We start from the raw sequence: 7,598 nt of genomic DNA on the forward strand, positions 1-7,598 counted from the left end.
GGTGCTGGCGCTGGGCGGCCTGGGCTACGGCCTGCTGCGCTACCGCGAGCGCCAACTGCGCCGTACGCAGCTTGTGCTGGAGCGCACCGTGCTGGAGCGCACCGCCGAACTGCGCCAGCAGAAGGCCCATATCGAAGATATCAACGCCGACCTCGTGGTAGCCCGCGATGCGGCCGAGGCTTCGCGCCGGGCCAAGGCGCAGTTTCTGGCCAACATGAGCCACGAAATCCGCACGCCGATGAATGCGGTTATCGGCCTCACCAACCTGTTGCAGGCTACCCGGCCCACCGGCGAGCAGGCCGAATACCTCACGGCCATCGAGTCGTCGTCGCAAAACCTGCTGGTCATCATCAACGACATTCTCGACAGCTCGAAGATGGAGGCCGGCAAGCTCACGCTGGAGCAGGTGCCCTTCCGCCTGCCCGAGGCCGTGCGCCGGCTATCGGCCATGTTTAAGTTTGCCACCGAGAGCAAGGGCCTGTTCCTGCAAGTGGACGTAGCCCCCGACGTGCCCGCCGCCGTGGTGGGCGACTCCGTGCGCCTGAACCAGATTCTGGTGAACCTGGTCGGCAACGCCATCAAGTTTACCCGCGTCGGCGGCGTCACGGTATCGGCCGAAGTGGTGAAACCGGACGCCGAAGCAGCGGCTGCTGCTTCGGCGGCACCCGCTGCTTCGGCGTCAACCGATGACGCGCAAACCGCCAACCCAACAATCCACCAACCCACCAAGTCGCCAACCCACCAAATCATCCGCTTCGCCGTGCGCGATACCGGCATTGGCATTCCGGCCGATAAGCTGGGAGCCATTTTTGAGGATTTCTCGCAGGCTAATACCTCTACCACGCGCGAGTTTGGCGGCACCGGCCTGGGCCTGAGTATTGCCCGCAACCTCGTGCAGCTGCACGGCGGCCAGCTCGGCGTGACCAGCGAAGAAGGCGTGGGCTCGGTGTTTTTCTTCGAGCTGCCCTACGAAGTAGCCGACGCCCAGGCCGCCCAGCCCGACGCCCACGCCGGCCTACTCACGCCCTTCGAGCCGCCCCTGCGCGTGCTCGTGGCCGAAGACAACGCCCTCAACCAGCTCGTGGCCCGCAAAACCCTCGAAGCCTGGAACGTGCAGGTGGTCATCGCCGAAAACGGCCGCCTCGCCGTGGAAGCCGTGGCCGAAGCCGCCCAGCCCTACCACGCCGTACTGATGGATGTACAGATGCCCGAGCTCGACGGCTACGAGGCCGCCCGCCGCATCCGCCAGCAATATCCCGATGCGGCCCAGCTGCCCATCATCGGCCTCACCGCCTCGGTGCTGCCCGAAGACCGCGCCCTGGCCTTGGCCGCCGGCATGAATGACACGCTCGCTAAGCCTTTCGAGCCCGCCGTGCTCTACGCCCGCTTGGCCCATTTTACGGTAGGGTATGAGGGTAGGAAGGTAGGAGGGCAGGCGTTGAAGCTGGTTGAAGAGCAACCCACCGAGCAAGATGTAGCTAACGCGCCAACTCCTGCCCCCCTACCCTCCTACCCTTATACCCAAAAGACTACCTTAATCAAACCCGACTGGCAACTGCTCGAGGAGCTGGCAGGCGGCAACGAGGGCTTTATGCGTCAGATTATCAACACCTTCCTCACCGAAGCCCCCGCCCTCGAAGCCCTGCTCGCCGCCGCCTGCCCCCACGACCCCGACACGCTGGCCCGCACCGCCCACAAGCTCAAGGGCCAGGTGGCCTATTTTGGCGTGCCGGTGCTGCACACCCAGCTCGACGAGCTGGAGCGCGCCGCCCGCCACCCCGCCCTGCCCTACTGCGAGCCCCTGCTGGGCACCATCCGCCAGCAGCTGGCCGAGCTGTATCCGCAACTGCAGGCGCGCGCCGAGGCTTGAAAACCGGCGGGTTGGCCCTACATTCGTCGGCTCAATCGTCCCTCTTTCTTGCCCTTATGGCTGCTTCTACGTTGCGTTGCTTAGTGGTCGACGACGACCCGCTCTCCGTTCAAATCGTCCTCAACTGCGTCGCCAACACCCCGTTCCTCACGGCAGCCGGCAGCTTCACCAACCCCATCGAGGCCGCCGAGCACCTGCGCACCAACCCCGTCGACCTGCTGTTTCTCGACGTGGAAATGCCCCTGCTCTCGGGCATCGACCTGCTGCGCACGCTGCAAAATCCGCCGCCCGTGGTGCTCATCACCAGCAGCAAAGACTACGCGGTGCAGGCCTTCGAGCAGGCTGTGGTCGACTACCTAGTAAAGCCCGTGAGCTACCCGCGCTTCCTGCAGGCCGCCCAAAAAGCCCTCGAAATGGCTGAGCGCGCCACCACCGCCGCCAGCGACGCCATCGAAACTGCCCCCCTCGATGCAGACTACACTTTCGTGAAAGTCGACAACAAACTGGTGCGCATCAACTTCGATGAAGTGCGCTACGTCGAGGCTCTCGGCGACTACGTGCACATCGTCACCGGCCAGAGCAAGCTCATCGTGTACAGCACCATGAAGGGCGCCGAGGAGAAATTCCCGGCCGGCCGCTTCGTGCGCGTGCACCGCTCCTTCATTGTGAATTTCGACCGCATTCAGGCCCTCGAAGACAGCGCCGTCATCGTCGACGGTAAGCACATCCCCGTGGGCCAGACGTACCTGCGCGAGGTTATGCAGCGTCTCAACAAGTTTTAGTGGCAGCCGTTGGCTCTTTTTACAGTCTTATGATGCGCTTCTCTTTCATGCAGCTGGTATCCCGGGGGCCCCTGGCGGCCGCCATCCTGCTGCTTACCAGCCTCAGCGCCCGCGCCCAGCAGGCCGGCGACACTACCAGCGTGGGCTGCGGCCCGCCCCTGCCGCGCATGCTCTGCGTCGACCTCGACGGCCGCCCGTCCATTGATGAGGCCGCCGGCCCCTTCACCTACCAGTGGCACATGGGCGATGGCACCACCCTCACCGGCCCCACCGTGAGCTACTGCTATAAGGAGCGCAAAAACTACATCGTCGAGCTCGACGTCATCGTCGACAAAACCGGCGAAGTGCGCCGCGGCCAGAAGTACATTCCCGTCAACCTCGAGCAGCAGGACATCGTCGACTTCACGGCCAGCACCACCACCGTGCGCGTGGGCCAGCCCGTGTCGTTCGCCTCGCCCGAAGCCCAACTGCTGCAGTGCCGCAACCTACAGTACATCTGGGATTTCCGCGACGGCACCGTGGTGCAGGGCCGCACCGCCCAGCACGTTTTTCGCCGGCCCGGCATCTACGCCGTGCGCTTCAGCATGCGCGGCTACGGCTCCGAAGCCTGCGTGGCCAGCCACTGCGTGTCGCGCCAGATTGTAGTCGAGCCCTAGGCACGCTATTATATTACACTGCAGCTGTTTAGCAAGTCGTTGTTCCGGTCAGATTTCCTAAACAGCTGCAGTACAAAGCCCTGTGCCACCACAACGCCATGATGCTGCGGTGGCACAGGGCTTATTTATTGTTCCGCGGCCACCGGCGGGCCTTCGCATAGCAGGTCCAGCACAATCTTCCACAGGTTTTCGTAGGGAATAATCTCTACCTCGGCAAACGCTTCGCCGGGCGGGGGCGCGTCGCGAAGCTGCTGTAGTAGCCCCTGCCCGCGCTCGGCGGCCTTCGTTGGGTCGAAGTTTTTCTCCACAATGATTTGCAGGAGTCGCAGAAACAAGCGGCTGCGCAATGTGGTCGGCTCCGTGAGGTGGCGCTGTTGGTATTTGCGCAGGCGCTCGAGGCGCATTAGTACCTGTTCCAGATTGCGGGCGCGCAGATAGTGCAGCAGCTGCAGCACCAGAATGGCCACGTTGTGCCCGCGCTTATCGCGGCTGTATTCGGGCAGCAGCAGCATTTGCTGCGCCACCTGCCGTTGCCGGGTCGTGAGTACCCGCGCGGCGGGCAGCACAAAATAGAGGTAGGAGCGGTACAGGTCCCAGCGCTGCAGGGCAGCCTCGCGCTGCCCTGCAAATGCCGTGTTTTTCGTTACCGCATCCAGCAGCTGTTGAGCCAGCTCGTAGCGCCCCGCGTGCAGCGCCAGCAGCAGGTGGTGCTCCTGAAAATAGAACCAGTTGCCCGACGACGGATGAAAGTCCCGCACATACTCCTCGGCCAGTTTAAGGCCCTGCACTGGCTGGCGGCTGCGCAGGTAGGCATAAATAGTCATGAAATGGTTGAAGCGCAGGTCGAAGCGACGGGCATTCAGCTTGCCCGCCTGCCAGTGGCGGCTGGCGGCCGCCGTAATTCGAACCAGGCCCGCGTAATCACCCAGCATCTCCTCCTGAATAATCCGGGCGCGGTACAGGGCATTGTAGCTGGCAAAACTGTGCGCCTTCCGATGCAACGCTTCGAGCTGGGTCAGCTGCTCAGGCAGGGTAGCGAGCAGGTGCCGCCGGGCAGCCACCGTGCTGTTACCGGCCAGCTGTATTTCGGCAAGCAATTGCTCAGCCTCGTCTTCCCAGGCTAGCCGCTGCTGCGCCTGTTGCAGCGTCCGGCTGATTTTTTTGAACGGCGCCGGCTTGCGCTGCTCCATATACAGGTTGCGCAGCATCCGTGTCGCTTGCACCGCATATTGCGTAAACTCCCCGGCTTCGGCTTCGTGCAGGCAGCGCACCAGCAGGCGCTCGGCCAGCCGGATGTCACGCTCGGCGTACAAAACGCTGGCCTTGTGCAGCAGGTCGAGGCATTCCAGCTCGTAGCGCCGCGACACCAAGTGGCGCGGGTCGGTGTGGTCGAGAAAGTACAGCTGGTTCAGCAGCTTAGCCCGCACCCTCGATTGCAGCTTTTGCAATGCCCGCAGATTGTCCGTCGTGGCCCGGCCGTATATCGCCTTGGCCAACTGCAGCTGTGTGGATTCCGGGGCCTGCTTCAGCATTGCAATGAACCGCTGCTCTTTGCTGCTCTCGCCCTTACCAACTTCCAGAAGCGGTAACACCGGCAACCCCCTTGATGTCACAATTCGCACCAAATTTGAGAAGTCATTCGCCATAAAACCACCTTTTTGCTGCAAATAACGCCTTTCGATGTAAAGCTACTGGTTAAATACCATGTCATAAAATTGGCCTGATTGTCCTTTTTTCATGCAGGTATTAGGGCGTGCTTTGCATATTGGTTTTTTATGCCTTCGAGGGTGCGTTAATGTCGCAAAATGAGGATATTTTTTGGATTCTCTCATTTTTAAAATTGCACTGGCTTCATATTATGAAATAATTGAAAATATTATTTTGGTTTAATCCAAAATAATATTTAATAAAACACTGTCTGATTTAGGGCTGAAGTGTCCTTTTTAACGCCGGCTTGAGCGGTCAACTTTGTGTCAATCAATCATCTGACACAAAGTCGCAACCACCCATAGCCATGTTGAACGCATTCGTTATCGCCCTCCTGCAAGCTGCCAGCTTCCTCTCTACTGCTCCAGCTTCCCAGCCTGTTTCCTGCGCATCCGCGACTTCACACATCCAAGTAGACGGCGGCAGCAGCGGTTGGGGTGGCGACATTGCCATGGACGGCGGCAGCAGCGGTTGGGGTGGCGACATTGCCGTGGACGGCGGCAGCAGCGGCTGGGGCGGCGATATTGCCGTGGACGGCGGCAGCAGCGGCTGGGGCGGCGATATTGCCTAGCGTGCCTGTACACGCGCTTACTGCCTATCTTGCTGCCGGCTCTCCGGACGAGGGCAGTAGCCTTTTAGCGCGTGAATACAGTTATTTCTCCCTCTAGACTGGTTTTGCTGAGCCTGGCATTACTCACCGGCAGCTGTGTTGATAAACGTGCCCCAACGGCAGCGGTGCGCATCCGCTGGGCCCACGACCCGGAAACGCTGGCGCCGCTGGCAATACAAAGCCAAGCGGCCCTGGATGCCAGCAATCTGCTACACATGAGCCTTTTGCAGGTCAACGGCCAGCCCTTGGCAATTATGCCTGCACTTGCCGAGCAACTACCAACGGAGGAACGGCGCGGCGACTCGCTGACGGCCTTTCGGTACACCATTCGGCCCACCGCTACCTGGGATGATGGCCGACCGGTGCTAGCCACCGATGTGGCTTGCACGCTGAAGCTAATGACTTGCCCCGGGGTTGCCAACGAAAGCGCGCGCAATAGCGTCAGTCAGATTCAGCAAATTGAGCCTAATCCGGCCAATCCCCGACAGTTCACGCTGGTGTGCCAAGGGCAGTCGCCAGAACTGCTACTTCTGTCGGGCGATTTTTCTGTGCTGCCGGAGGCGGGGCTCGACCCGCAGCATCGCCTGCGCAATTATTCACTGCCCAGGTTGCGCCGTTGGCCCGCCACGCGCCCACCCGACTCGGCGCTGGCAGCGGTAGCCCGGCACTACGAACAAACTGATTTGGCCAACCATCCTGAACGGCTGGCAGGCTGCGGGCCCTACCGCCTGGCGCGTTGGGAGAAAAACCGCTACCTATCGTTTCAGCGCAAGCCCCGGTGGTGGGCCAACGCCGTAAGCGGCCTTCCGCTGGCGCTACAGGCCAAGGCTCCACGGCTCGATTACGTCATACTGCCTAATGCCGCGGCGGCGGCGCTGGCCCTGCGCCGCGGCACCCTCGATGTATTTCCGCAAATGCCGGCCCCCGATTTTGAGCGTTTCCGCACCAGCCCCACCGCCGACGTACGCCTGTACGTTTCTGATTCGTACGACATTGCCCTGGCCGGCTTCAATACGCAGCGACCGGCCCTGGCCGATGCCCTTACCCGCCAGGCACTAAGCCGCCTCTTCGACACCGCGGGCTTGCTGCGTGGCACCCAGCACGGCAACGGCCGACGCACCGCGGGCCTGATACCGCCGTTTGACCGGGCCAATTATAACGACAGCCTGCGGCCCGTGCCTTACGACCCGCAGGGCGCGCGCACGTTGCTGCTGCAAGCCGGCTGGCAGCCGCCAACCCCTACCCGTCCGGGCTGGCGCAGAACCGACCGCCAGCGTGAGCAAACATTGCAGCTTGCCCTGCGCTACCGCAGCGGCAACGAGCTGTTCACAACTGCGGCGCTGCAATTTCGAGCCGCCGCCACCGCCCTGGGCATTGCGGTCACGTTGCAGCCAACCGAATCGGCTCTTTTCGACAACGCCTTAGCCGAAGGCGATTTTGATATATATATGCGAACACTGCACGGCAGCCCTTTCGCCGTCAACTTTGCGCCCTTGCTTCACTCAGGTATTTCGAGCGAAACGAACAGCACCCGCTTCGGCAACCCAGCCTGCGACCGGCTTATGGATGCGATAGCCATAGCCCACGACTCGCCCCAGCGAGTGCAGCAGCTCCGGCAGCTGCAAGCGCTGCTACAGCAACAAGCGCCCTTGGTACCCTTCTTTTTTCTGGTCAACCGGGTGGCAGCCCGCAGCGACTGCCAAGGCCTGCACGTGAGCAGCCTCAAGCCCGGCTTTGTGGCGCCCACTATCGTGCGACCAGCTGTGGTCGCGGCCCGCTAGCGCATGGCCCGACTGCTGCTCCGTCATGTTGGCCAAACCCTGCTGGGTATGTGGCTACTGGCTTCGGCGGTGTTTCTGCTAAGTCGGTCGGGCAGCGAACAAGCCGTGCGGCTGGCCGCTGCGCCTTCGTCCGAGCTTGTGGCCCCCGCAGTATCGCGCGTCGCTGAGCACGCCGCCTGGGCAGCGGCACGG

Annotated in this window: 6 protein-coding genes; 5 read left to right on the plus strand and 1 reads right to left on the minus strand. The window is 62.0% G+C overall.

The features are described from left to right. The 3 genes from ACYVDE_RS10390 to ACYVDE_RS10400 form a co-directional block, all read left to right on the plus strand. Positions 1–1,870, plus strand: a 1,870-nt coding sequence (locus tag ACYVDE_RS10390) for an ATP-binding protein (protein ID WP_460501444.1), incomplete at its 5' end; no start/stop codon positions are given. 56 nt (positions 1,871–1,926) lie between these two features. Next, a complete protein-coding gene (locus ACYVDE_RS10395) occupies positions 1,927–2,652 on the plus strand; it encodes a LytR/AlgR family response regulator transcription factor (RefSeq protein ID WP_460501445.1) in 726 nt (241 codons plus the stop codon). A gap of 29 nt (positions 2,653–2,681) precedes the next feature. Then, complete coding sequence (locus ACYVDE_RS10400; RefSeq protein ID WP_460501446.1) at positions 2,682–3,308, plus strand: PKD domain-containing protein; 627 nt, start codon at positions 2,682–2,684, stop codon at positions 3,306–3,308. Between the two features lie 125 nt (positions 3,309–3,433). Here the strand turns inward: ACYVDE_RS10400 and ACYVDE_RS10405 are convergent, their stop codons facing one another. Further along, positions 3,434–4,900, minus strand: coding sequence for a hypothetical protein (locus tag ACYVDE_RS10405; protein WP_460501447.1), 1,467 nt, complete (start codon positions 4,898–4,900; stop codon positions 3,434–3,436). A 422-nt stretch (positions 4,901–5,322) separates the two neighbouring features. Between ACYVDE_RS10405 and ACYVDE_RS10410 the strand changes: the two genes are divergently transcribed. After that, the gene (locus tag ACYVDE_RS10410; protein WP_460501448.1) at positions 5,323–5,586 is read left to right on the plus strand and encodes a hypothetical protein; all 264 of its coding nucleotides are present in this window, start codon (positions 5,323–5,325) and stop codon (positions 5,584–5,586) included. Positions 5,587–5,750: 164 nt separating this feature from the next. After that, complete coding sequence (locus tag ACYVDE_RS10415) at positions 5,751–7,406, plus strand: ABC transporter substrate-binding protein (protein WP_460501449.1); 1,656 nt, start codon at positions 5,751–5,753, stop codon at positions 7,404–7,406. The last annotated feature ends 192 nt before the right edge of the window (positions 7,407–7,598 follow it).

It is taken from the genome of Hymenobacter agri (assembly GCF_054778495.1).

Bases quoted from the DNA above. Each gene is read 5' to 3' on its own strand.
- ACYVDE_RS10395 (WP_460501445.1), top strand. From the start codon at position 1,927: ATGGCTGCTTCTACGTTGCGTTGCTTAGTGGTCGACGACGACCCGCTC.
- ACYVDE_RS10400 (WP_460501446.1), top strand. From the start codon at position 2,682: ATGATGCGCTTCTCTTTCATGCAGCTGGTATCCCGGGGGCCCCTGGCG.
- ACYVDE_RS10410 (WP_460501448.1), top strand. From the start codon at position 5,323: ATGTTGAACGCATTCGTTATCGCCCTCCTGCAAGCTGCCAGCTTCCTC.